Origin of the sequence: Streptomyces fragilis (assembly GCF_003112515.1) — a bacterium.
Lineage (GTDB): Bacteria > Actinomycetota > Actinomycetes > Streptomycetales > Streptomycetaceae > Streptomyces > Streptomyces fragilis.
On sequence record NZ_BEVZ01000010.1, the window covers coordinates 77,943 to 102,058 of the forward strand.

Below are 24,116 nucleotides of genomic sequence, written 5' to 3' on the forward strand. Positions count from 1 at the left end.
GCCGTCACTTCGGCATGCCCTCCGGAAAGCAGGACCGTAGTTCCGAGGGGGATGTGCATGGCCACCGTTGAGCTCCTCATCAGCCCGCTTCCGGCGCACGTCCGGACCGCCCGGCTGGTGGCGGCCGCGGTGGCGCGCCGGGCCGGAGTGGACGAGGCGGTCCTCGACGAGGTGCGTCTCGCCGTCGGCGAGGCGTGTTCCCGTGCGGTCGGTCTTCACCGGGGCAGCGGCCTCGGCTCGCCGGTTCGCATCGCGCTGACCGACGAGGAGAAGCTCTTCTCCATCGAGGTGGCCGACGACGCTCCCCGATCGACGTCCGCCGACGCGGTGCCCGGGGACTCCCGCGCAGCGCTCGACACGGCGGAGACCGAGGAGGACCAGATGGGCCTCGCGGTGATCTCCGGCCTGGTGGACGACCTCGAAGTCAGCGCCGGGGCCGAAGGCGGCCTGATCCGCATGACTTGGCCCACTGCCCGCGACTGACGCCGGGTGGTCCTTCCCGCGGGTGCTCCCGCTCCTTCTTCGCCGCAGCTCTCGCCCTTCTTCTCCCTCTCCCGGCATGGCGCCTCTCAGACGCGAGCGTCCCGTCCGTCCGGCGACCGTCGGTCGCCCAGGCCCTGCCGCAGACACGCCACATCCTGCCTCCGGATGCCCGAGCCCTCCCTGATGTGCGCCTTCGTCCCGTTCGTGTGACGCTGCTCTGAAGAACGTGGCGGCCCTCCGGCCTCCGCTGCGAGCTCGGTCCAGGCGTCGAGGAGGACGAATGGCGGGGCTTTCCCCCGTATCCGGCCAGGCGCACCTCGCCGTGGTGCTCACCGACGGGAACCGGATCGTGGTGGCCGTGATCGCGGTCGTCGCGCTGGCCGCCCTCGCGGTGGCCGGCGTACTGGTGCGCCAGGTGCTCGCGGCCGGCGAGGGCACCGAGAACATGCGGCAGATCGCCGCCGCCGTGCAGGAGGGCGCCAGGGCGTACCTCGCCCGCCAGCTGCGCACCCTCGCCGTCTTCGCCGTCGTGGTCTTCCTCCTGCTGCTCCTGCTGCCCGCCGACGACTGGGGCCAGCGCATCGGCCGGTCCGTCTTCTTCCTGGTCGGTGCGGTCTTCTCGGCCGCCACCGGCTACACCGGCATGTGGCTGGCCGTCCGCACCAACGTCCGCGTCGCGGCGGCCGCGCGGGACGCCGCCGACGAGGCGTCCACGCCCGGTGCCACACGCGCGGCGATGCGCATCGCGTTCCGGACCGGCGGGGTGGTCGGCATGTTCACCGTGGGCCTCGGCCTGCTGGGCGCCTCCTGCGTGGTGCTGGTGTACGCCGCGCACGCGCCGAAGGTGCTCGAAGGGTTCGGTCTGGGCGCCGCCCTGATCGCCATGTTCATGCGAGTCGGTGGGGGCATCTTCACCAAGGCCGCCGACGTCGGCGCCGACCTGGTCGGGAAGGTCGAGCAGGGCATCCCGGAGGACGACCCACGCAACGCCGCCACCATCGCCGACAACGTCGGGGACAACGTGGGGGACTGCGCGGGCATGGCGGCCGACCTCTTCGAGTCCTACGCGGTGACGCTGGTCGCCGCGTTGATCCTGGGCATGGCGGCGTTCGGTGACGCGGGGCTCGCGTTCCCGCTGATGGTTCCGGCGATCGGCGTGGTCACGGCGGTGATCGGCATCTTCGCGGTGTCCCCCCGCCGAGCCGACCGCAGCCGGATGAGCGCGATCAACCGGGGCTTCTTCGTCTCGGCGGCGGTATCCCTGGCCCTGGTGGCCGTCGCCGCCTTCGTCTACCTGCCCTCCACCTACGCCGAGCTGGACGGAGTGACCGACCCGGCGGTCGGTGGCCGCGCGGGCGACCCGCGGGTGCTGGCGCTCGTCGCGGTGGCCATCGGCATCGTGCTGGCCGCTCTGATCCAGCAGCTGACCGGCTACTTCACCGAGACCGGCCGCCGCCCGGTGAGGGACATCGGCCGCACCTCGCTCACCGGTCCCGCCACCGTGATTCTGGCCGGTGTCGCCATGGGGCTGGAATCCGCCGTCTACACCGCCCTGCTGATCGCCCTCGGCGTGTACGGGGCCTTCCTGCTCGGCGGCGCCTCGGTGATGCTCGCGCTGTTCGCGGTCGCCCTCGCGGGCACCGGCCTGCTGACCACCGTCGGCGTGATCGTCGCCATGGACACCTTCGGTCCGGTCTCCGACAACGCGCAGGGCATCGCGGAGATGTCCGGTGACGTCGAAGGCCCCGGCGCCCAGGTGCTGACCGACCTCGACGCGGTGGGCAACACCACCAAGGCGATCACCAAGGGCATCGCCATCGCCACCGCGGTGCTCGCGGCGGCGGCGCTCTTCGGTTCCTACCGGGACGCCGTGCTCACCGGCGCGCGTGAGGTGGGCGAGAGGATCTCGGGCCCCGGCGCGCCGCTGACACTGATCACGGACATCACCCAGCCCAACAACCTGGTCGGGCTGATCATGGGGGCCGCGGTGGTCTTCCTCTTCTCCGGGCTGGCCGTCAACGCGGTGTCCCGGTCGGCGGGCGCGGTCGTCCACGAGGTCCGCCGCCAGTTCCGGGAGCACCCCGGGATCATGGACCGCACCGAGAAGCCGGAGTACGGGCGGGTCGTCGACATCTGCACCCGGGACGCCCTGCGCGAGCTGACCACCCCCGGGCTGCTGGCCGTGACGGCGCCCATCGCCGTCGGCTTCACGCTCGGGGTCGGAGCCCTCGCCGCCTTCCTGGCCGGCGCGATCGGCGCCGGCACCCTGATGGCCGTGTTCCTCGCCAACTCCGGCGGGGCCTGGGACAACGCGAAGAAGCTGGTGGAGGACGGCAACTTCGGCGGCAAGGGCAGCGAGGCCCACGAGGCCACCGTCATCGGCGACACCGTGGGCGACCCGTTCAAGGACACCGCGGGTCCCGCCATCAACCCGCTGCTGAAGGTGATGAACCTGGTGGCGCTGCTGATCGCGCCCGCCGTGATCCAGCTCGGCTACGGATCGGGTGCCAGTCCGGGTCTGCGGGCGCTGATCGCGGTGCTCGCGCTGGTCGTCGTGGTGGTCGCCGTGTGGGTCTCCAGACGCCGGGGAATCGCCATGGGTGACGCGGACGAGGCGCGGTCTCCCGCCGGGCGCTGACGGATCGCCGCGGGCGACGGGTCTGTCGGACCCTTCGTCTCCACCAGCTCTCAACGAGCACTTGTGCCCTTCTTGTGTGCGAACTTGCACAACAGTGGCCGTGAATCTTCTCTCGCTGATGCAAAAGGATTCAATCAGGTATAAATCGGATGCTCGGACTCCGTGTGCTCCTCGCCCGGCGTGTATGTTCCGGGGCCGAGAGCGACGGAAGGGACCGACCCGGTGAAGAAGAAGCTCGCGACCGCCCTGGCCGGCGGTGCGGCACTGATGCTGGCGCTGTCCGGTTGCGGCGACGACAACAGCGAAGAGCTCAACGCCTGGGCCAAGAAGGTCTGTGACGGTGTGCAGCCTCAGGCCAAGAAGATCCAGGCCGCCAACGCCTCGATCCAGGAGGACAGTTCCGACAAGGCTCCGCCGAAGGACGTCAAGGAGACCGACTCGAAGGCCTTCCAGGACATCTCCGACGCCTACCGCAAGATCGGCTCCGTGATCGACCGTGCCGGTCCGCCCGCGGTGGAGAACGGTGAGAAGAAGCAGAAGGACGCGGTGAAGGAGCTCAACTCCATCGCCGACTCCTACGCCGATCTGAAGAAGCAGGTCGACGAGCTGAAGACCGACGACCAGGCCGAGTTCGCCGACGGTCTCAAGGAGGTCGGCGCCGAGCTGCAGAAGCTCAGCGGCAGCGGCAGCGACGCCCTCAAGCGGCTGGAGGAGGGCGAGGTGGGCAAGGCCATGCGCGCGCAGCCCTCCTGCGAGGCCGGCGGCGGCACCGGGTCGAAGTCGGACGCCTGACCCGCGGCCGGACCCGGACCGCGGGGGCCGGTGCTCCGGGTCCTTGTGGACGGTGAGCCCCGACCCATCCCGTGGGTTCACCCGCGAGGGTGACGCAGTGTCGCGCGGGTGCCGCGTCGTCCACAGACGGCGCAGGCGGCCTCCCCTCCCGCCCGTCCGTCGTCCACAGGCGGGCGTGCCGGTTCGGCCCGAGCGGTGACAATGGGACGGTGAGCAACGCCAGTCAGTCACCCCAGCCCTCGGACACGAGGCCCTCGGCCCTGTCCGCCCTGCCGGCCGCCGACCGCCCCGACACCACGGCGCGTCTGCGGGAAGCCCTGCTTGCGGCGGACTTCACCGCCGACGGGCTGCTCGACCTGCTCGGCGCCCCGGCCTACGCGGCGTTGGCGCGGGCCGAGACCGTCCCCGCGCTGCGCGCCACGCGTGGGGACTCGGCGCTGCAGATACTGGTCCGCCTCTTCCTGCTCCAGCAGCCCGTCGCGGGCGGTCGGGCGGGTGAGGTGCTGCCGCTGGAGGACTGCCTGGACGCCGGATGGCTGCGGCCGGCCGGTGGTGACGAGGTCGCCGCCACCGTGGACGTGCGGCCGTACGGCGGGCCGGACGGCGAGGACTGGTTCATCGTGTCCGACCTCGGCTGTGCCGTGGGCGGGGCCGGCGGCATCGGCAGCAAGGAGGAGGGCGTGGTCCTCGGCGTCGGCGGCGCCTCCACGACCCTGGCCGGTCTCACCGTGCGCGCCCCGGTCGCCTCCGCCCTCGACCTCGGCACCGGCTCCGGCATCCAGGCGCTGCACGCCACCGGACACGCCACCCGGGTGACGGCCACCGACCTCAACCCGCGTGCCCTGCACGTGACCGCGCTGACCCTCGCGCTCTCGGGGGCGCCGGCCGCCGAGCTCCACGAGGGTTCGCTGTTCGAGCCGCTGCCGGAGCAGGACAGGTACGACCTGATCGTCTCCAATCCGCCCTTCGTGATCTCCCCGGGAGCCCGCCTCACCTACCGGGACGGCGGGATGAGCGGCGACGACCTGTGCCGCACCCTGGTCCAGCAGTCCGGAGCCCGGCTGAACGAGGGCGGTTTCGCGCAGTTCCTCGCCAACTGGGAGCACGTCGACGGGGAGGACTGGCAGAGCCGGCTGGCCTCCTGGGTGCCGTGGGGGTGCGACGCCTGGATCGTCCAGCGCGAGGTGCAGGACATCACGCAGTACGCCGAGCTCTGGCTGCGCGACGCCGGCGACCACCGGGGCGACCCCGCCGAGTACCAGGCCCGGTACGACGCATGGCTCGACGAGTTCGAGGCCCGTGACGTCCGGTCCGTCGGCTTCGGGTGGATCACCCTGCGCCGGAGCACGGCGGCCGAGGCGGACCCGTCCGTCACCGTCGAGGAGTGGCCGCACCCGATCGAGCAGCCGCTCGGCGAGACGGTGCGGGCCCACTTCGACCGGGTGGACTACCTGCGGAGCAACGACGACGCGGCACTGCTGGAGGCGCACTTCCGGCTCGCCGGGGAGGTGCTGCAGGAGCAGGTCGGGCTGCCCGGGGCCGAGGACCCGGAACACGTGGTGCTCCGCCAGAACCGCGGCATGCGCCGAGCCGCCCAGGTGGACACCGTGGGCGCCGGCTTCGCCGGCGTCTGTGACGGATCGCTCAGCGCGGGCCGGATCCTGGACGCCATCGCCCAGCTCATGGGGGAGGATCCGGTGCTGTTGCGGGACCGCACCCCCGCGCAGATCCGGCTGCTGATCGAGCAGGGATTCCTGGAACCGGCCTCCTGACCGGGGCGGCGTGACCCGGTTGCGCGGGCGGCGCGACCCGGTTTCCCGGGCGGCCGGGCGTTTGAGGCGCGGCCCTCGGGGGACGCCGGATCCGAGCGCCGCCGCAGGCCAGGAGGACGGGCGGCGCCTGCCGCCTGGCCGGTTCCCGGCCGGCTCGGGAGTCCGGGCGGCAGGAATGGCGGTAGTCGGGTTACCGTTCGAGTGGCCGTTGCGGGCTTTTCCCGTTTGACACGGGGGCGGCATGTACCGTCACACTCCGCAGCGTCACCAGACCCGAACCCGAGGTGCCGGAGCATCCCGGGGAAGACCCCGCGTCGACCGGAGAGAAGAGCAGAAGTTGTCCCCGACCAGCGAGACCGCACAGGGCGGCCGCCGACTCGTCATCGTCGAGTCGCCTGCCAAGGCGAAGACGATCAAGGGCTATCTGGGCCCTGGCTACATCGTCGAGGCGAGCGTCGGGCACATCCGCGACCTTCCCAACGGCGCCGCGGAGGTGCCCGAGAAGTACACCGGCGAGGTCCGGCGCCTCGGGGTGGACGTCGATCACGACTTCCAGCCCGTCTACGTCGTGAACGCCGACAAGAAGGCGCAGGTCAAGAAGCTCAAGGATCTTCTGCGGGAATCCGACGAGCTCTTCCTCGCCACCGATGAGGACCGCGAGGGCGAGGCCATCGCCTGGCACCTGCAGGAGGTGCTCAAGCCCAAGGTCCCGGTCAAGCGGATGGTCTTCCACGAGATCACCAAGGACGCGATCCAGCAGGCCGTGCGCAACCCGCGCGAGCTGAACAAGAAGCTGGTCGACGCCCAGGAGACCCGCCGCATCCTGGACCGCCTCTACGGCTACGAGGTCTCCCCCGTGCTGTGGAAGAAGGTCATGCCGCGCCTGTCGGCCGGCCGCGTGCAGTCGGTGGCGACCCGCCTGGTCGTCGAGCGTGAGCGCGAGCGCATCGCCTTCCGCTCCGCCGAGTACTGGGACCTCACCGGCACCTTCACCCCGGCTTCCGGCACGGCCGGGAGCGCGGACGCGTCCGACCCCTCCTCGCTGGTCGCCCGCCTCGCCTCGGTCGACGGCGTGCGGGTCGCCCAGGGCCGCGACTTCGACTCCCGGGGCCAGGCCAGGACGGCCAACGTCCTCCACCTCGACGAGGCGAACGCCCGAGCCCTGGCGGCGGCGCTGGAGAACACGCGGTTCCAGGTCCGCTCGGTCGAGTCCAAGCCCTACCGCCGTTCGCCGTACGCCCCGTTCCGGACGACGACGCTGCAGCAGGAGGCCAGCCGCAAGCTGGGCTTCGGCGCCAAGGCGACGATGCAGATCGCCCAGAAGCTGTACGAGAACGGCTTCATCACCTACATGCGTACGGACTCCACCACGCTGTCGGAGACCGCGGTCGCCGCCGCCCGCGCGCAGGTCACCCAGCTCTACGGCGCCCAGTACCTGCCGGACAAGCCGCGCACGTACGCGGGCAAGGTGAAGAACGCGCAGGAGGCGCACGAGGCGATCCGCCCCTCCGGCGACCGTTTCCGCACCCCCGCCGAGACCGGCCTCACCGGCGACCAGTTCCGGCTCTACGAGCTGATCTGGAAGCGCACCGTCGCCTCCCAGATGAAGGACGCGACCGGCAACTCTGTCACCGTCCGGATCGGCGGCACCGCCTCCGACGGCCGCGACGCCGAGTTCAGCGCGTCCGGCAAGACCATCACCTTCCACGGCTTCATGAAGGCCTACGTGGAGGGCGCCGACGACCCCAACGCCGAGCTCGACGACCGCGAGCGCCGGCTCCCGCAGGTCTCCGAGGGCGACCCGCTGAGCGCCGAGCAGATCACCGCGGACGGCCACTCGACCAAGCCGCCCGCCCGCTACACCGAGGCCTCGCTGGTCAAGGAGCTGGAGGAGCGCGAGATCGGCCGTCCGTCGACGTACGCGTCGATCCTCGGCACCATCCTCGACCGCGGCTACGTCTTCAAGAAGGGCACGGCCCTGGTGCCGTCCTTCCTGTCCTTCGCCGTGGTCAACCTGCTGGAGAAGCACTTCGGACGCCTCGTCGACTACGACTTCACCGCCCGCATGGAGGACGACCTCGACCGCATCGCGCGCGGCGAGGCGGAGTCCGTGCCGTGGCTGCGGCGCTTCTACTTCGGTGAGACCGGCGAGACCGGCGAGACCGGCGGGACGGCCGGCGGCAGCGGCGCGGCGGACGCGGGCAACGGCGACGGCGACCACCTCGGCGGCCTCAAGGAGCTCGTCACCGACCTCGGCGCCATCGACGCCCGCGAGGTCTCCTCCTTCCCGGTCGGCGACGGCATCGTGCTGCGGGTGGGCCGCTATGGACCGTACGTCGAGCGCGGCGAGAAGGACGCCGAGGGCCACCAGCGCGCGGACGTCCCCGAGGACCTCGCCCCGGACGAGCTCACCGTCGAGCTGGCCGAGGAACTGCTGGCCCAGCCCAGCGGGGACCGCGAGCTGGGCCAGGACCCGGAGACCGGCCGCCCCATCGTCGCCAAGGCCGGCCGTTACGGCCCCTACGTCACCGAGGTGCTCCCCGAGGACACCCCGAAGACCGGCAAGAACGCGGTCAAGCCGCGCACCGCGTCGCTCTTCAAGACGATGACCCTGGACACGGTCACCCTGGACGACGCGCTCAAGCTGATGTCGCTGCCCCGTGTGGTCGGCGCCGACGCCGAGGGCGTGGAGATCACGGCGCAGAACGGCCGCTACGGCCCGTACCTGAAGAAGGGGACGGACTCGCGGAGCCTGCAGTCGGAGGACCAGCTCTTCACCATCACGCTGGAGGAGGCGCTGGCGATCTACGCCCAGCCCAAGCAGCGGGGGCGGGCCGCGGCCAAGCCTCCGCTGAAGGAGCTGGGCGACGACCCGATCAGCGGCAAGCCGGCCGTGATCAAGGACGGCCGCTTCGGTCCCTACGTCACCGACGGCGAGACCAACGCGACCCTGCGCTCCGGTGACAGCGTCGAGACGATCACGCCGGAGCGGGGGTTCGAGCTGCTCGCCGAGAAGCGGGCCAAGGGGCCCGCCAAGAAGACGGCGAAGAAGGCCGCCAAGAAGGCCCCGGCGAAGAAGACGGCCACCAAGACCGCCGCCAAGACCGCCGCGAAGAAGACGGCGGCCAAGAAGACCACCACCTCCGCGGCGAAGAAGACCACGGCGTCCACCGCCTCGAAGAAGACGGCGGATCGGCCGCCGCTCGAGGACTGACCCGCCCGGGACCGGGAATCGAGGGAACTGGGCGGACGGCGCGCAGCGTCGCCGACACCCACAACCCACGATCGAACCCCCGGACCCGACCGACCATGCCGGCCCGGGGCCCGGTTTCCGCACGTGCGCGCGACGCCGCACGGCGTTCGGAGGCCGGGCCCGTGGCGTCGGCGCGTCCCGATAGGCTGAACGCATGACGCGAGCCGAGCAGACAACGGCCCACTCCCCGGACCCCGACGACGCCCTGGTCGCAGATTCCCGCGAACGGGCCGTGCGGTCCCTGCTGGGCAGGCCGCAGCTGAAGCGACTCTGGAGCGCCCACCTCGTCTCCGGAACCGGCGACCTCCTGGCCCTGCTGGTCCTGGTGCTGCTGGCACTCCAGGCGGCGGTCGCCGAGAGCACCTTCGGCGGCGGATCCCGCGGTGTCGCCGTCACGGTCGCCTGCGTGCTCGGCGCACGCGTGCTGTCGACCCTGCTCTTCGGCGCCGTGCTGCTGGGACCGCTCACCTCCCTGACTTCCGCCGAGGGCCCGCTGGACCGGCGCTGGACCATGGTCGGCGCTGACGGCTTCCGCCTGGTGCTGCTGATCCTGGCCCCGCTGTGGATCGACTGGACCCCCGGCGGCGCGGTGGCCGCGCTGCTGGTCACGGTCTTCCTGACCGGTGTGGCCGAGCGGCTGTGGACGATCTGCCGTGCCTCCGCCGCGCCCGCCCTGCTGCCGCCCCCGCCCCCGGAGGGCGCCAGCATCCGGCCGCTGCCGGACCACCAGGACGCCCTGCGCCGTCTGTCGCTGCGCACCACCGTCGGCGCCCTGCCGCTGGCCGCGGCGGTGCTGGTGCTCGCCACGCTGATCAGCAACCTGCTCGGCGCGGGCCTCGACTGGTTCGGCCGGCACCAGGCCGCGCTCGCCTCCTTCGTCGCGGCCGGGCTGTTCGCCGCGTCGGTCTCCGTCCTGGTCCGGCTGGAGCTGCCCACCGTCCGCACCCCGCGCGCCCGCTCCCCGCTGGAGGGCCTGCGCCGCCCGCGCAGCGGCTCCGGCCCCGACAAGGGCCGCACCGGCGCCATCCCGCTGCTGGTCGTCGCCTGTGCCTCGGTCGCCGCCGCGATCGCCGCCTCGGTCGCCGTCGCCGTGCTGCACGCCATAGACCTGGGGGGCGGCCCGGTCGCCTACGGCCTGCTGGTGCTCGCCCTCACCGGGGGCACGGTGGCCGGTGTGCGCCTGGCCCCCAAGGTGCTGCCCGCGCTCTCCCGCCGCCGTCTGCTGGCCCTCGCCCTGACCTTCACCGGCATCGCGCTGCTGGCCACCGGTCTCGTCCCGGACATGGCGACCATGCTGCTGACCGCCGCCCTCGCCGGCATCGGCGCGGGCATCGCCGCCAACACCGGACACACCCTGCTCGACCAGGAGACCGAGGAGTACCGCCGCCCGCGGCTCACCGACCACCTGCACGCGGTGGTCCGCGCCACGATCGGCCTGGCCGCCGTCGCCGCTCCGCTGCTGGCCGCCGCGATCGGCCCGCACCGCGTGGAGAGCGGCAAGTTCGTCTTCGCGCACGGCTGCGCCTCGTTCGTCCTCATGCTGGTCGGCGCGCTGCTGCTGCCGGTCGCCGCGCTGGTGCTGGCCAAGACCGACGACCGGTCCGGCATCCCGCTCCGCCAGGACCTCCGCGACGCCGTCCGCGGTGACGAGCCCACCGCCGCACCCGCGGGGAACGGTTTCTTCATCGCCCTGGAGGGCGGCGACGGAGCGGGCAAGTCCACCCAGGCCGAGGCGCTCGCCGAGTGGATCCGCGCCAAGGGCCACGAGGTGGTGCTCACCCGCGAGCCGGGCGCCACCCCGGTCGGCAAGCGGCTGCGCTCGATCCTGCTGGACGTCTCCAGCGCCGGGCTCTCGCACCGCGCCGAGGCGCTGCTGTACGCCGCCGACCGTGCCGAGCACGTCGACACCGTGGTCCGTCCCGCGCTGGAGCGCGGTGCCGTGGTGATCTCCGACCGGTACATCGACTCCTCCGTCGCCTACCAGGGCGCCGGCCGCGACCTGTCGCCCGCCGAGGTGGCCCGCATCTCCCGCTGGGCGACCAACGGGCTGGTCCCGCACCTGACGGTGCTGCTCGACGTGTCCCCCGAGACCGCCCGCGAGCGCTTCACCGAGGCCCCCGACCGTCTGGAGTCGGAGCCCGCCGAGTTCCACGCCCGGGTCCGCTCCGGCTTCCTCACGCTGGCCGCCAGCGACCCGGGGCGCTACCTCGTCGTCGACGCCGGACAGGAGCCGGAGGCGGTCACCACGGTCGTCCGGCACCGCCTGGACCAGATGCTGCCGCTCTCCGAGGCCGAGAAGAAGGCCCGCGAGGAGGCCCGCCGCAAGGCCGAGGAGGAGGCGCGTCGCCGGGCCGAGGAGGAGGCCGCCCGCAAGGCCGAGGAGGAGCGCCTGGAGCGTGAGCGTCAGGAGGAGCTCGCCCGCCTGCGCGCCGAGGAGGAGGAACGCCAGCGCCGCGAGCTGGAGGAGGCGCGCCGGCGTGAGGCCGAGCGGCAGGCCGAGGAGGCCCGCCGCCGGGAGGCCGAGGCGCGTCGCAAGGCCGAGGAGGAGCGCGCCAGGCTGCTCGCCGAGGAGGAGGCCCGGGCCGCCGAGGAGGCCCGCCGCCGCGAGGAGGAGGCCGAGCGCCGCAACCGCGAGGCGGAGCAGGCGCGGCTGCGTGCCGAGGCCGAGGCCCGGCGGATGGAGAAGCAGCGGCAGGCCGAGGAGGCGCTGCTGCGCGCCGAGGAGGCCCGCCGCCTGGCGGAGGCCGCGGCGACGGCCGCCGAGGCCGCCAAGACCTCGCAGACGGTGCCGATGTCCAAGGCCCCGGAGCCCGCGCCGGCCCCGTCCCGCGACGAGGCCCGTGAGGACGACCGCGGCCCGCAGGACCGCGTGAACATGTCGAAGGCGCCGGACGACGAGGCGCTGACCGTGCCGACGCCGGTGGTCTCCCCGCAGGAGGAGACCGCGGTGATCCCGCGGGTCGCCGAGAACGACGCGACGATGGAGATCCCCCAGGTGACGCGGCCGGCCGACGAGACGGCGGTGCTGCCCCGGATCGAGCAGCCGGACCCGGAGGCCACCCGGGAGATCCCGCGCGACGCGGACGTCACCCGCGAGCTCCCGCAGGTCGGCGCCGAGGACGGGCGCCGCCGCGCCGGCTGGGCGGAGGAGACGCCGATGGACGACCTGCCCAGCCTCGCCGACGAACTGCTCGGCCCGTACGACGAGCGTGACGGCGGCGACGGCAAGGGCCGCCGCGGCCGCCGTCGCTGACCGCCGCCCGCACAGGTACGCCGCCCCTTCAGGTGCTGGACACCCGGCCGGGGCGGCGTACGCGTGTGCGGCGGCTGCGGAGGCGGGCGGCGCACGCGGGTGAGGACCGGCGAAGACGGGAGGGCCGGCCGCCGCCCGTGCGCCGGCTGTCCTGGCCGACCCGCACAATGGAGGCGGCGGTACGACATGAACGAAAGGCGGTGCCCGTGGCCGTATGGGACGACCTGGTGGGCCAGGAGCGGGTCATCGCCGAACTGGACGCCGCGGCGCGGGACGCCGACGCGCTGGTCACGGCCGCGAACGAGGGCGCTCCCGCCCCTGAGGCGTCCAGGATGACGCACGCCTGGCTGTTCACCGGCCCGCCCGGTGCGGGACGGGAGGCGGCGGCCCGCGCCTTCGCCGCCGCGCTGCAGTGCGTCAGCCCGGACCGCGCCCTCGGCGGCGCCCCCGGCTGCGGCTTCTGCGACGGCTGCCACACGGCCCTGATCGGCACCCACGCCGACGTCTCCACCGTCGTCGCGACCGGCGCGCAGATCCTGGTCGACGACATGCGCGACACCGTGCGCAAGTCGTACACCGCCCCGGCGGGCGGCCGCTGGCAGGTCATCCTCGTCGAGGACGCCGAGCGGCTCAACGAGAAGTCGGCCAACGCCGTCCTCAAGGCGGTCGAGGAGCCGGCCTCGCGCACCGTCTGGATGCTGTGCGCGCCGTCCGTGGACGACGTGCTGCCCACCATCCGGTCCCGTTGCCGGCTGCTGACCCTGCGGACCCCACCGGTCGAGGCCGTCGCAGACCTGCTGATCCGCCGCGACGGCATCGAGCCGGACACCGCCCACGCGGTGGCCCGCGCCACCCAGGGACACGTCGACCGCGCCCGCAGGCTCGCCGTGGACCCGGCGGCCCGCGAGCGCCGGGCCTCGGTGCTCAGGCTGCCGCTGCGGGTGGGCGACGTGGGCGGAGCCCTGCGCGCCGCGCAGGAGCTGGTGGACGCGGCGGCCGCCGACGCCAAGGCGCTGGCCGAGGAACTGGACGTCAAGGAGACCGACGAACTGAAGGCGGCGCTCGGCGCGGCCCAGGGCGGCAGGCTCCCGCGGGGCACGGCCGGCGTGATGAAGGACCTCGAGGACAAGCAGAAGCGCCGCCGCACCCGCACCCAGCGAGACAGCCTGGACCTGGCGCTGACCGACCTCACCAACTTCTACCGCGACGTCCTCGCCCTCCAGCTCGGCACGCGGGTGGCGCTCGCCAACGCGGACGCCGAGGACGCGCTGCAGCGGCTGGCGCGCTCCGGGACCCCCGAGTCGACCCTGCGCCGGATAGAGGCGATCGGCGCGTGCGGCGAGGCGCTGGACCGCAACGTGCCGCCGCTGCTGGCCGTCGAGGCCATGACCATGGCTCTGCGCGACGGTTAGCCCGTGCGGGCGACATCCATGGCACAGGGCGTGAGCACGGCTGCGGAGAGTTACCGTGACCGGGTGGAGATCAGCCGCAGCCCTCGTTCCGTGTCCCGCCCCAGGCGGGCCGCGCGCCTGGCCGGAGCGGTCGCCACCGCCTCCGCGCTCCTGCTGACGGCGTGCGCCGTCGAGGACCAGCCCGGTGATCCGGGCGCCCGTCCGGCGCTCGCCGCGCTTCCCGCCCAGGTGGAGCCGCGGCTGGCCCGCTTCTACGAGCAGAAGCCCTCCTGGCGGGACTGCGGCGCGCCCGGGTTCCAGTGCACGACGATGCGCGCGCCGCTGGACTACGACCGGCCGGACGCCGGCGAGGTGCGGCTCGCGGTGTCGCGGACCAAGGCCACGGGGCCGGGCCGCCGGCTGGGCTCGCTGTTCGTCAACCCCGGCGGCCCGGGCGGTTCCGCCGTCGACTACCTGCAGGGCTACGCCGCGCTGGGGTACCCCGCCGAGGTGCGGGCCCGGTACGACGTCGTCGCCGTCGACCCGCGCGGTGTCGCCCGCAGCGAGCCGGTCGACTGCCTCGACGGGCCGCACATGGACACGTACACGAGCACCGACTTCACCCCGGACGAGGACGCCGAGACGGACTCGCTGGTGAAGGCGTTCAAGACCTTCGCGGAGGGCTGCGGCGGCCGGTCCGCGAAGCTGCTGCGCCACGTCTCCACGGTGGAGACGGCCCGCGACATGGACATGGTGCGCTCGGTGCTGGGCGACAAGAAGCTGCACTACGTCGGCGCCTCCTACGGCACCTTCCTCGGCGCCACCTACGCGGGGCTGTTCCCTTCGCGGGTGGGGCGCTTGGTGCTGGACGGCGCGATGGACCCGTCGCTGCCGGCCCGCCGGCTGAACCTGGACCAGACGGCCGGCTTCGAGACGGCCTTCCAGGCGTTCGCCCGTGACTGCGTGCGACAGTCCGACTGCCCGGTCGGCGGCAGGGGGGCCACCCCCGCCGAGGTGGGACGCGGGCTGAAGGCCTTTTTCGAGAAGCTGGACGCCCGGCCGCTGAAAGCCGAGGACCCGGACGGGCGTGAGCTGACGGAGTCGCTGGCCACCATCGGCGTGATCGCCGCCATGTACGACGAGGGCGCCTGGCCCCAGCTCCGCGAAGCGCTCGACTCCGCCCGGCGGCACAAGGACGGCACCGAGCTCCTGGCGCTGTCCGACAGCTACTACGAGCGGGACCCCGACGGCCGGTACTCCAACCTGATGTTCGCCAACAGCGCGGTGAACTGCCTGGACCTGCCCGGGGCGTTCTCCTCCCCGGAGGAGGTGCGCGAGGCGCTGCCCGCGTTCGAGAAGGCCTCGCCGGTCTTCGGCGAGACGATGGCCTGGTCCGCGCTGAACTGCGCCTACTGGCCCGTCGCCCCCACCGGTGAGCCCCGGCGCATCGAGGCGAAGGGCGCCGCCCCGATCCTGGTGGTCGGCACCACCCGCGATCCCGCCACCCCTTACGTCTGGGCGAAGGCCCTGGCGGGTCAGCTTGCCTCCGGCCGGCTCCTCACCCACGACGGTGACGGCCACACCGCCTACGGACGTGGCAGCGACTGCGTCGACGCGGCGGTCGACGCCTACCTGCTCCGCGGCACCGTCCCGCCGGAGGGGAAGCGCTGCGTCTGACCTCGCGGAACGCCCGGTCGATCGCCGGTTCGCCGCGGGTTCATCGCCGGTTCGGAGCACCCTCGGAAACTGTGTAGACTTACCGTCGTCGCCGGTCGCACCATGGTGCGGTCAGCACGTGCCGCTTTAGCTCAGATGGCCAGAGCAACGCACTCGTAATGCGTAGGTCTCGGGTTCGAATCCCGAAAGCGGCTCCGAATAAGCCAGGTCACACAGCTTGTGACCTGGCTTTTTTCTTGCTCGCGTCACTTCGCGTCCGCGTAGCACTCCACCACCGCCGTGGTGAACGGGAAGCGGACCGGGGTGTCGCCGAAGGTGAGGCGGGCGGCCTCGGCGGAGCTCTCCCGGATGGCGGCCGTGACCTGCTCCGCCTCCCCGGCGGGGCAGTGCACGATCACCTCGTCGTGCTGGAAGAACACCAGTTCCGCCGCGAGCCCCCGCAGGCGGCGGCGCAGGGCGGCCAGCAGCAGGAACGTCCAGTCGGCGGCGCTTCCCTGGACGACGAAGTTGCGGGCGAACCGGCCGCGGGCGCGGGTCGTCGCCGTGGAGCGGCCGGGTCCGAGCTCGTCGTCGTCCTCCGCGAGCGGGATGCCCGCCTCCTCCGCCTCCTCCTGACCGCCCACGGGCGGGCAGGTGCGGCCGAGCCAGGTGCGCACCAGGCGCCCCTCCTCGCCGGCGCGGGCGGCCTCGTCGACGTGGGCCACCGCGAGGGGGAACCGCCGGCGCAGCGCGGCCAGGTTCTTCAGGCCGTCGCCGGAGGTCTGGCCGTAGATGGCGCCGAGGACGGCGATCTTGGCGCGGTCCCGGTCACCGGCGAAGGCCCGCTCCGAGACCGCCTGGTAGAGGTCGCTCTCGCGGCCCGCGACCTTCATGAAGGCGGGGTCGCGGGAGATCGCGGCCAGAACCCGGGGCTCCATCTGGTCGGCGTCGGCGACCACCAGCCGCCAGCCGGGATCGGCGATCACGGCCCGCCGGATCACCTTGGGGATCTGCAGCGCACCACCGCCGTGGGTGACCCAGCGGCCGGTCACCGTGCCCGCGGGCAGGAACTCCGGGCGGAACCTGCCCTCGCGCACCCAGTCCTGGAGCCAGGACCAGCCGTGGGCGACCCAGATGCGGTACAGCCGCTTGTACTCCAGCAGCGGCGGTACGGCGGGATGGTCGAGCTTCGACAGCTCCCAGCGACGGGTGGAGCGGACCCGGACACCGGCCTGGGCGAACGCCTTGACCACGTCGGCCGGCAGGTCGGGCCGCACCCGGCGGCCGAACGCGGCGGAGACCTCGTCCGCCAGCTCGGCCAGTCGCCGTGGCTCGCCGGCGCCCGGATAGCGCTCGCCGAGCAGGCCCCGGAGCACCTCCCGGTGCACGTCGGCCCGCCAGGGCAGGCCCGTGCGGTTCATCTCCGCCGCCACCAGGGTGCCGGCGGACTCCGCTGCCAGCAGCAGGGCCATCCGGTCCGGGTGGGCGGTGGCGGCCAGCCGGCGCCGCTGTTCGGCGTAGACGGCGAGCAGGTCGGCGAGCGGCACGTCCACAGGATCGGCGGCCTCGAACAACGGGTCCTGCGCCGAAGGGTCCGCGTTCCGCGTCGGCGGGTCCGGCGGCACCGGGCCGCCGCGCAGCCGGCCCAGTGCGGCCGCGGCGTTCCGCGGCTCGCCGCTCCTGCCCTCATGGCCGAGGAGCAGGGTTTCGGCGTCTTCCACGTCGTGACAGCGCTCGACCCTCACTCCGGCGGCCAGCAGGCGCGGGTAGACCTCCGCGGTCGAGCGCCACACCCAGCGGGTGACCCCGGGCCGCGAACGCACGGCCTCGGCGAGGTCGGGCTCGCGGCGCACCGGGCCGGAGGGCAGGTCGTCGGGGCCGAGGGGGACGACATCGGCGCCGCCGCCCTCGACGGGTGCGAGAGCCCACCGGCCGGTCATGCGGTCGAGTCTGCCAGGTAGGTACGACAACGCCGCTCGTTGTCCACAGCCTGTGGACAACTTTCCCGCACCCCCGGTTCCCGTGTCAGGATCACCGGGTGAGCACCACCGAGCCCGGCACCGTCGAGCGTGCCTTCGCCGCCGCCCTCTACGCCGACACCGATACGGCCCTGGACGCGGGTGCGTCCCTGCTGGCCGCCGACCCGGGGGCGGACGCCGAGCTGTCCCGCCGGGGCCGGGAACTGACGGCCGCCCTCTGGAGGCGGGGCTGGCAGCCCGCGGACGTGGTCCGGATGGTCCGGCGTGAACTGGAGGAGGCCCACGTTCACGTGGTCTCCGACCTGATTCTCGCCGAAGCCGGCGCCCCGGAGGACTCCCGCCCGGACCCCCGGCAGGGCTCCCGCAACGGTGTCTGCGGCGGCTCCCGGCCCGGTGCGCCTGCCCGGGGGCGTCGCTGGGCGGCCCAGCTAGCCGAGTTGACGCCCGCGCCGCCCCGTCATGAAGACCGTTTCACCCGGGCCACGGTTGTACTCGAGCTCTACCGCCTGCTGCTGCGGCTGCCCGCCCTGGAACCGGTCGTGGAGCCCAGGCCGCGGCCGGCCGCGGGGGAGGCGGAGCGTGCCGAGCCGGCCTCACGGATGCTGGGCCGCATCCGGGCGCTGCTCGCCAAGGCCGAGGCGACCGGCTACCCGGAAGAGGCCGAGGCGCTGACCGCGAAGGCGCAGGAGCTGATGGCCCGGCACAGCATCGACGAGGCGCTGCTCGCTCCGGACGGCTCCGCCGGCGGCGAGGGGCCGGCGGCTGGCGGGCCCGGGGCGTGCCGGATCGGGGTGGAGCCGCCGTACGAGCAGGCCAAGGCGGTCCTGCTGGACGCGGTGGCGCGGGCCAACAACTGTCAGGCGGTGTGGAACGAGGCGTTCTGCTTCAGCACGGTGGTCGGGCACGAGGCGGACCTCGAGGTCGTCGAGCTGCTGTACACCTCGCTCCTGGTGCAGGCGACCGGCGCGATGACCAAGGCGGAGGCCGCGCTGCGCAAGGGGGGAGGAAAGGGCGGCGGGCGGCGGCGGACCAAGACCTTCCGGCAGTCCTTCCTGGCCGCGTACGCCCATCGGATGGGCGCCCGGCTGGCCGAGGCCGCGGAGCACGAGATCACGGAGGCCAAGGCGGAGGCCGGGCAGGCGCTGATGCCGGTGCTCGCCTCCCGTGAGGCGGCGGTGCGGGCCGAGACCGACCGGCTCTTTCCGCACACCAGGACCACCCGGCTGCGCGGGGTCAGCGACGAGGAGGGATGGATACAGGGCCGGGACGCGGCCGACCGGGCCAGGATGGGTCGCCGTCCCGGGATCCCCGGCCGGGGCGGCCGCGGCGACCGCGGCTGAGTCCCGTAGCGTGCGTGCGGAACCGCCACCCCGTGGGAGGCAGTCCTCTTGAATGCGGGGAGGGTTACCGGGCACACGAGCAGAAAACGGGGAGAGACGGGACGGGATCGCGCCACGTCGCCCGCCCGCTGTAACCGCGGGAACACCCCGCGTGCACGTGCATCTGCACCTTGCATACGCCGATGCATCCGCACCTGCGTATGCACATGAACGTGGCTATGATCCAAAGCAGTTGACCACGCACCGCGGCCCCACGGCCGGTGCATCACCGGGGAGCTACCTGTGGATCACGACGTGTACGACGGGTACGACCTTGACGAGGCGTCAGGATGTGCGACGCGTCCGGCCATGCCGGGCCCGGTGCGGGTGCACAACGGCATGGCGGCCACCCGTCTCGAGGGTGTCGCGTGGCAGAAGAGCCGGCACAGCAACTCGCAGGGTTCGTGCGTGGAGTTCGCCCGCCTGCCCGGCGGTGAGGTGGCCGTCCGCAACTCCCGCTTCCCCGACGGGCCCGCGCTGGTCTACACGCGCGCCGAGATCGAGGCGATGCTGCTCGGGGTCAAGGACGGCGAGTTCGACCACCTGATAGTCGGCTGAGCCGACCGATCCGGGCCTCGCCGACGTCGTTTCTCGCGCGCCCCGAATTCTCCACGCCCTTCAGGCCGGTTCTCAGTCGGTCGAGGACAGCCGGAAGAGCGCCCAGACCACCTTGCCGTCCAGGGCGCCGGCGACCGGGTGCCACCCCCACCCGTCGCTGAAGGACTCGACGAGGAAGAGTCCGCGTCCCGATTCCGCGTCGCAGTCGTCGTCTGCCTCCGGGTCGCGGGGGTCGGGTGACTGGCGGCTGGGGTCGCGTACCGCGCACACCAGCCGCTCGGACCAGCGCATGAGGTGGAGTCGTACCGGAGGGTCCTGCTCGGGGCCGCGCGCGGTGTCGGCGGGCAGGGCGTGGCGGAGGGCGTTGGTGACGAGTTCGGACACGACCAGACAGACGTCGTCGAAGCGATCCCCTATGTCCCACTGGCCCAGGGTGCCGCGGGTGAACCGGCGGGCTTCGCGTACCGCGTCGTAGCGGGCGGGCAGAGCGCAGGTCGCGGCGTTGGAGACGGTCGCGGGGTCCGTCGGCGGAAGGCCCTGCCGTAGCGGCTCGAGCATGGTCGATCCATTCGTCCCCATGCGAGGCACTCCCGGGATTCGCGGTCGCGGCGATATGGCGGTGGTGCGAGGCCCATGGTTTCGGAAGAGACCAGCAGATGCAAGGGCAGATGCACGTGCACGCGTCTGAAATACGCTGCGCCGTACCGTTTCTTGGTCATTTTTTCCGCCATCCGCCCGTTGGTTTCCCGCCGCGAGGGAGGTGCCGGAGGGTTCAGTTTCGGCCGCCGGGCAGGCAGGATCCCGTCTGGAGGGGTTCCACACCGGCCACCGAGTTCGCCTTTCCGTAATCGGACGAGTACAGCTCGGAGTGATTTGGTGGCAGACTTTGCCAGGGGCACGGCCGGGGAGGGTGGCTGACATGAGCGCGGGAGAGTCGGGATCGGTGGTGCGGAGGATGCTGCTCGGAGCGCATCTGAGGCGGCTTCGGGAGTCTCGCGGGATCACGCGGGAGGCGGCCGGCTACTCGATCCGGGCGTCCGAATCGAAGATCAGCCGTATGGAGTTGGGGCGGGTGAGCTTCAAGGCCCGTGACGTTGAAGACCTGTTGACGCTGTACGGGGTCGACGACGAGGCGGAGCGGGGGGCGCTGCTCTCGCTGGTCAAGGAGGCCAACACCGCCGGCTGGTGGCACAGCTACACCGACGTCCTGCCGCACTGGTTCCCCACCTACGTGGGGCTGGAGGGCGCCGCTTCGGTGATCCGCGGCTACGAGGTGCAGTTCGTGCACGGCCTGTTGCAGACCGAGGACTACGCCCACGCCGTCGTCTCGCGGGGCCTGGCCCATTCACCGGCCGAGGTGGACCGCCGGGTGGCCCTGCGGCTGGAGCGCCAGAAGTACCTGGTCTCCGAGCACGCTCCGCAGTTCCACATAGTGCTGGACGAGGCGGCGCTGCGGAGGCCCTACGGCGGCCGGGACGTCATGCGTGGCCAGTTGCAGCACCTCATCGAGGTGTCCGAGTGGCCCAACGTGCGGCTCCAGGTGATGCCCTTCGGGTTCGGCGGGCACGCCGGCGAGAGCGGCGCCTTCACCATCCTGAGCTTTCCCGAGTCCGACCTCTCGGACGTGGTGTACCTGGAACAGCTGACCAGCGCCCTCTACCTGGACAAGCGCGAGGACGTCGTCCAGTACGAGCGGGCGATGCAGGAACTGCTCCGGGACAGCCCCGGTCCTGAGGAGAGCCGGGACATTCTGCGGGGGCTGCTCCAGCTGTCCTGAGGGCGGGCGAGGGGCGCGCGGCGGACGGAGCGTGTGAGGGGGCAGGGCCGGGTGGATGAGCCCTGCCCTTGTGCCCCTTGGTGGAACCCGTGGTGCCGGTAGGGCGTTGGTAGCTTTGTGCGGTAGTCCGAAAACCGCGCCGTCTTTCCCTCCCCTCACCCCTCAGGAGCCCGGAACCGTGACGACTCTTGCCCTGGGACCGAGCTGGCTGGATCCCGACTACCTGCTGAACACCTTCGGCATCGCGGGTCTGCTGCTCATCGTCTTCGCCGAGTCCGGGCTCTTCTTCGGATTCTTCCTGCCGGGCGACTCCCTGCTCTTCACGACCGGCATGCTGATCAGCTCCGGCACGCTCGACTTCCCCCTCTGGGGCGCCATCGCGTTGATCTGCCTCGCCGCGATCGTGGGCGACCAGGTGGGCTACATGTTCGGCAAGAAGGTCGGTCCCGCGCTCTTCAGCCGGCCGGACTCCCGCTTCTTCAAGCAGGAGAACGTCGTCAAGGCCCACGAGTTCTTCGAGAAGTACGGTCCCAAGTCGCTGGTCCTGGCGCGCTTCGTGCCCATCGTGCGCACCTTCACGCCGATCATCGCCGGCGTCAGCGGCATGCGGTACCGGTCCTTCCTGACCTTCAACGTCATCGGCGGCATCCTGTGGGGCGCGGGTGTGACGCTGCTCGGATCCTGGCTGGGCCGGATCGACTTCGTGGAGAAGAACATCGAGGCGATCCTGATCCTGATCGTCCTGATCTCCGTGCTGCCGATCGTCTTCGAGCTGCTCAAGGCACGCGGGAAGAAGGGCAAGGACGGGCAGGACGGGCACGGGCAGGACGGCAACGGCGACATTGAGGGCCCGGGAGCCGGCGAGGCGTCGCAGGACGGCCGCTACCCGATGATGGACGACGCGACCCGCCCGCTGCTCCTGCGCCCCGAGCAGGGCGGTCAGCAGCAGCCGCACCACCAGCAGCACGCGCAGCACCCGCAGTCCCAGCCGTACCCGCAGCAGCAGGCCCCGCAGCAGCCGTACGGTCAGCAGGGCCACGATCAGCAGGGCCACGGCCAGCAGGGCTACGGCCGGCAGGGGTACGGCCGGCAGGGCTACGAGCAGCAGGGTTACGGTCAGGGCGGCCAGTACGGCCGGCCCCAGCAGCACGGCGGCGCGCAGCAGCCCCAGCAGCAGGGGTACGACCGGTACAGCGGGCAGCAGCAGTACGGGTCGCAGCCGCAGCAGCCCTACGACGGCGCGCCCTCGCAGCAGCCGTACGGCTCGGGCGGCTACGGGCACCAGCAGCACCAGGAGCCCCACCGGCCGCAGCACCAGCAGCCCCACCACCCGCAGCAGGCGCAGTACCCGCAGCAGCCGTACGGCGGCGCGCAGCCGCCCCGGCAGCCCTACCCCCCGCAGGGACAGGGCCACCCGCAGAACCCCCAGCACCCCGAGCACTCCCAGCACCCCGAGCACCCCCAGCGCTGACCCCACGGCGGTACGGCACCGGCGGCGAGGCGGACCAGGATCAGAAGCCCCTGGTCCGCTTCGCCGCCTTCCGGCGTTCCGCGGCCTCGCCCGGGAGGCGGAGGAACAGCCGGGAGATCTCCGAACCGAGGTTCACCCCGATGGCGATCGCGATGGCCAGCGCCGCCGCCTGGCTCAGCGAGGCCGCCCCGCGGTCGATGTTGTTCTGCGCGAACCCCAGCAGACCGAAGTAGGTCGACGACCCCGGCAGCAGCGGCCCGATCGCCGCCGTGGTGTACGGCAGTGCCGAGGCGAACCGGTAGCGGGAGAGCAGCTGCCCGAAGAGGCCCACCAGGCCCGCCGCCACGGCCGTGGAGGCGACGGGGGAGAGCCCGCCCGCGTAGTGCATCGCGCCGTACACCACCCAGGCGACGCCGCCGTTCAGCGTCACCAGCAGCACCGTCGACCGCTCCTGCTGCAGCAGCACCGCGAAGGTCAGCGACAGCAGCATGGAGGCGAAGATCTGCACCACCGGGCGTTCGACGATCGCCAGTGACGCGTCCGGGTTCAGCTGCGCGCCGAGCTGTACCCCGAAGTACAGGACGATCAGCACCCCGGTGACGATGCCGACGAAGAAGTACATGACCTCCAGCAGGCGGGCGGAGGCCGTGATGTAGAAGCCGGTCAGTCCGTCCTGGACGCCCGCCACCAGAGCCCGTCCCGGCAGCAGCGCGAACAGCCCACCGGTGATCACCGCGGAGGCACGCACGTCGGCGTGGGCGAGCGTGAGGGCCACGCCCATCGCGGCGGGGGGCATCGCCGCGACCACGAACTGGTAGAACTCCGGCAGCCCGCGGTCAGCGCAGAGCCAGGCCAGCCGGTCGCCGAGCATGGCGCCGACCGCCGCCGCCAGGAAGACCAGCGGGCCACCGCCGACCAGCACGGAGGCCGCGCCGGCCAGCAGTCCCGCCGAGACGGTGAGCACCCAGGTCGGGTACGGGTGCCGGTTGCGCCGGATCTCGCTGAGCCGGTGGTAGGCCTCCTCGAGGGTGACCGGGCTGTCCTCGTCCGCGTCGCTCAGGTCGTCCACCAGGGCGAAGACCGCGGCCAGCCGGGTGTAGTCGGTGCCGCGGCGGCGCACCGTGCGCGAGGCGGTGACCGGCGGCTCGACCAGCGAGGGCTGGTAGGAGATGGAGACCAGGGTGAAGGTGACGTTGGGCTCCACGCGGTCCAGGCCGTAGGCCCGGCAGACCGCGAACATGGCGCCCTCGACGTCCTCCGAGCCCTCGCCGCCCGCCAGCAGCAGCTCGCCGATGCGCAGGGCGAGGTCCATGACGCGGGGCACCGCGGGGCGGGTCTCGTCCTCCCCCCGGTGCACCACGTCGGGCGACGGCCGGTCCATGACCGGCATCCGCAGCATGGTGCGCATCCGGTCCTGCCAGGGAACGTCCCGGGTCAGCCGGACGGCGGGGATGCCGGCCGCCGGGGTGAAGGCGGCGGGCGGCAGCGGGTGCTGGCCGGTGGTGGAGGACGGCGGCCGGAACGCGGAACCCTCGGTGCGCTCGGACGGCGGGGGCTCCGGCGCCACCAGCCCTTGCGGGACGGCGAACTCCGAGGTCGTCGACGACTCGTTGTCCACCGGGGGCGTGACCGCGACGACTCCGGGCGGAGGTGCGAAAGCGCTCCTCGCCTCGTCGCTCTGGGGCTTGCGGTCCTCCGCCTCGGTCACCCTTGC

The 24,116-nt window shown here is 72.8% G+C and carries 15 protein-coding genes and 1 tRNA gene; 13 read left to right on the forward strand and 3 right to left on the reverse strand.

The features are described 5' to 3' along the window. Positions 1–57: 57 nt before the first annotated feature. From Sfr03f_RS27935 to Sfr03f_RS27975, 9 genes are all read left to right on the forward strand, one after another. Positions 58–483: an ATP-binding protein gene (locus Sfr03f_RS27935; RefSeq protein ID WP_108957047.1), complete on the forward strand. Its 426-nt coding sequence runs from the start codon at positions 58–60 to the stop codon at positions 481–483. Positions 484–763: 280 nt separating this feature from the next. After that, positions 764–3,121 (forward strand): sodium-translocating pyrophosphatase, encoded by a 2,358-nt coding sequence (locus Sfr03f_RS27940; protein ID WP_108956982.1) that lies wholly within the window; start codon positions 764–766, stop codon positions 3,119–3,121. Between the two features lie 222 nt (positions 3,122–3,343). Next, entirely contained in the window at positions 3,344–3,913 is a 570-nt protein-coding gene (locus Sfr03f_RS27945) for a small secreted protein (RefSeq protein WP_174721667.1), read from the forward strand. Between the two features lie 209 nt (positions 3,914–4,122). Further along, positions 4,123–5,685 carry a DUF7059 domain-containing protein gene (locus Sfr03f_RS27950; RefSeq protein WP_170145172.1) on the forward strand — a complete coding sequence of 521 codons (1,563 nt, stop codon included), beginning with the start codon at positions 4,123–4,125 and terminating at the stop codon, positions 5,683–5,685. A 337-nt stretch (positions 5,686–6,022) separates the two neighbouring features. Continuing rightward, positions 6,023–8,899, forward strand: coding sequence for a type I DNA topoisomerase (topA, locus tag Sfr03f_RS27955; RefSeq protein WP_108956984.1), 2,877 nt, complete (start codon positions 6,023–6,025; stop codon positions 8,897–8,899). Positions 8,900–9,092: 193 nt separating this feature from the next. Beyond that, entirely contained in the window at positions 9,093–12,191 is a 3,099-nt protein-coding gene (gene tmk / locus Sfr03f_RS27960) for a dTMP kinase (protein WP_108956985.1), read from the forward strand. Positions 12,192–12,397: 206 nt separating this feature from the next. Beyond that, complete coding sequence (locus Sfr03f_RS27965) at positions 12,398–13,603, forward strand: DNA polymerase III subunit delta' (RefSeq protein WP_108957049.1); 1,206 nt, start codon at positions 12,398–12,400, stop codon at positions 13,601–13,603. A 63-nt stretch (positions 13,604–13,666) separates the two neighbouring features. Further along, a complete protein-coding gene (locus tag Sfr03f_RS27970) occupies positions 13,667–15,259 on the forward strand; it encodes an alpha/beta hydrolase (RefSeq protein ID WP_372514221.1) in 1,593 nt (530 codons plus the stop codon). A 120-nt stretch (positions 15,260–15,379) separates the two neighbouring features. Then, positions 15,380–15,453, forward strand: a tRNA-Thr gene (locus tag Sfr03f_RS27975). 51 nt (positions 15,454–15,504) lie between these two features. On the opposite strand, the gene Sfr03f_RS27980 is transcribed toward Sfr03f_RS27975, so the two are convergent. Continuing rightward, on the reverse strand, positions 15,505–17,178 hold the full coding sequence (locus Sfr03f_RS27980; RefSeq protein ID WP_108956987.1) for a bifunctional 3'-5' exonuclease/DNA polymerase: 1,674 nt from the start codon (positions 17,176–17,178) through the stop codon (positions 15,505–15,507). 98 nt (positions 17,179–17,276) lie between these two features. Here Sfr03f_RS27980 and Sfr03f_RS27985 point away from each other — a divergent pair, with 98 nt between their 5' ends. Beyond that, positions 17,277–18,557, forward strand: coding sequence for a DUF2786 domain-containing protein (locus Sfr03f_RS27985; RefSeq protein WP_108956988.1), 1,281 nt, complete (start codon positions 17,277–17,279; stop codon positions 18,555–18,557). A 282-nt stretch (positions 18,558–18,839) separates the two neighbouring features. Then, entirely contained in the window at positions 18,840–19,154 is a 315-nt protein-coding gene (locus tag Sfr03f_RS27990) for a DUF397 domain-containing protein (protein WP_372514214.1), read from the forward strand. A gap of 72 nt (positions 19,155–19,226) precedes the next feature. On the opposite strand, the gene Sfr03f_RS27995 is transcribed toward Sfr03f_RS27990, so the two are convergent. Continuing rightward, on the reverse strand, positions 19,227–19,733 hold the full coding sequence (locus Sfr03f_RS27995) for an ATP-binding protein (RefSeq protein ID WP_108956990.1): 507 nt from the start codon (positions 19,731–19,733) through the stop codon (positions 19,227–19,229). A gap of 340 nt (positions 19,734–20,073) precedes the next feature. Here Sfr03f_RS27995 and Sfr03f_RS28000 point away from each other — a divergent pair, with 340 nt between their 5' ends. Together Sfr03f_RS28000 and Sfr03f_RS28005 are read left to right on the forward strand one after the other, a co-directional pair. Further along, positions 20,074–20,931, forward strand: a complete 858-nt coding sequence (locus Sfr03f_RS28000) for a Sco1979 family transcriptional regulator (RefSeq protein WP_108956991.1) — start codon at positions 20,074–20,076, stop codon at positions 20,929–20,931. Positions 20,932–21,109: 178 nt separating this feature from the next. Beyond that, entirely contained in the window at positions 21,110–22,402 is a 1,293-nt protein-coding gene (locus Sfr03f_RS28005) for a DedA family protein (protein ID WP_108956992.1), read from the forward strand. A 40-nt stretch (positions 22,403–22,442) separates the two neighbouring features. Here Sfr03f_RS28005 and Sfr03f_RS28010 read toward each other — a convergent pair whose 3' ends face one another. Further along, positions 22,443–24,110: a threonine/serine exporter family protein gene (locus Sfr03f_RS28010; protein ID WP_108956993.1), complete on the reverse strand. Its 1,668-nt coding sequence runs from the start codon at positions 24,108–24,110 to the stop codon at positions 22,443–22,445. Positions 24,111–24,116 lie beyond the last annotated feature (6 nt).

Excerpts from the sequence above, each read along its gene's own strand:
- Sfr03f_RS28000 (WP_108956991.1), top strand. The coding sequence starts at position 20,074 with ATGAGCGCGGGAGAGTCGGGATCGGTGGTGCGGAGGATGCTGCTCGGA.
- Sfr03f_RS27995 (WP_108956990.1), bottom strand. The coding sequence starts at position 19,733 with ATGGGGACGAATGGATCGACCATGCTCGAGCCGCTACGGCAGGGCCTT.
- tmk (WP_108956985.1), top strand. The coding sequence starts at position 9,093 with ATGACGCGAGCCGAGCAGACAACGGCCCACTCCCCGGACCCCGACGAC.
- Sfr03f_RS27940 (WP_108956982.1), top strand. The coding sequence starts at position 764 with ATGGCGGGGCTTTCCCCCGTATCCGGCCAGGCGCACCTCGCCGTGGTG.
- Sfr03f_RS27980 (WP_108956987.1), bottom strand. The coding sequence starts at position 17,178 with ATGACCGGCCGGTGGGCTCTCGCACCCGTCGAGGGCGGCGGCGCCGAT.
- Sfr03f_RS27935 (WP_108957047.1), top strand. The coding sequence starts at position 58 with ATGGCCACCGTTGAGCTCCTCATCAGCCCGCTTCCGGCGCACGTCCGG.